Origin of the sequence: Microcystis sp. M53602_WE12, from assembly GCF_030065455.1 — a bacterium.
Taxonomy (GTDB): domain Bacteria; phylum Cyanobacteriota; class Cyanobacteriia; order Cyanobacteriales; family Microcystaceae; genus Microcystis; species Microcystis aeruginosa.
In genome coordinates this window covers 1-1,244 of record NZ_JASJFB010000752.1, presented here as the reverse complement: position 1 = coordinate 1,244, position 1,244 = coordinate 1, and the positions used below count along the sequence as shown (strand labels likewise).

Sequence of the window (1,244 nt, the reverse complement as noted above, 5' to 3'; positions counted from 1 at the left end):
GTACTCAGATCGTAACCGTCGATCGAGATTTTCCCGTCGGTGGGGGGATAGAGGCCGATCAGTAATTTCGAGATCGTGGTTTTTCCCGAACCGCTCCGACCGACGAGGGCAACGGTTTGACCGGGTAAAATCTCAAAACTGAGGTTTTCTAAAATATTGCGATCGCTGTCGGTGTGGTAGCGAAAGGTGACATTTTCAAAGCGAATATGTCCCTGTAATTCCGGGAGAAACTGACGGGAAAGTTCCTCTAAATTCTCCTCCGGCTTTGCGTCTAGTACATCGTTAATGCGCTCGACGGCGATATTGACTTCTTGAAATTGCGTCCAGAGAACGGTTAAGCGTTGAAAAGGCGCGATGATCTGGGCAAAAAGCATATTAAAGGCGATCAATTGTCCGATCGATAATTGATTTTGAATCACTAGATAGGCACCGAAACAGAGTAACCCCGTCGTCGCTAAAGATTCGATCAGATTACTGAATATCTGGAGATTATTGCCGATGATCTGCCCGGAGAAATTTTTCTTGACCTCCACCGAGAAAAGGTCTTCCCAGTGCCAACGGGTCGATCGCTCTGTGGCAGTAGATTTGACGGTACGAATACCGGTTAAAATCTCGATCAGGTAACTGCTTTCCTTAGCGATCGCCTGAAAAATATCCCGGGATATTCGCTGGAGAAAAGGGGTAGAAATTAACGCCAGCAGAAGGAACGGTGGCACAATCGCTAAACTGATCAGGGCTAATTGCCAGCTATAGCGGAACATCACCGCCACATACACGAAAACCGTTAATAAGTCAAGTAAAATCGAGAGAGCTTCCCCAGAGAGAAAACGCTGGATCTTGCGATTTTCCCCGATGCGGGAAATAATATCGCCCACATAGCGGGACTCGAAATAACCGAGGGGCAGGCTGAGAGTATGACGGATAAAACCGGTGATTAATGCCGTATCAATGCGATTAGCGGTGTGATCGAGAAGATACGCGCGTAAACCAGTAATTGCCACCCGAAAAACCCCGAAAATTAGCGCACCGATCCCCATCGCCCAAAGGGTAGTTAAGGACCCCTGGACGATTACTCGATCGAGGATTAACTGGGTGAAAATCGGCGTAATTAAGCCGAATATTTGGATAAAAAGCGAGGCGACGAAAATTTCCAGCAGCACGAACCAATGGGGTTCCAGTAAGCGATAAAACTGCCAGAGTGAGGCTTTATCCTCTTTCGTGTCCCGGAATTTCTGGTTCGGTTG

General features: G+C 47.7%; 1 protein-coding gene. It reads right to left on the bottom strand.

Translation table 11 applies throughout. The annotated features are described in order from the left end of the window. A partial coding sequence (locus PX482_RS23280; RefSeq protein WP_288123088.1) for a peptidase domain-containing ABC transporter occupies positions 1-1,244 on the bottom strand: 1,244 nt, incomplete at both ends.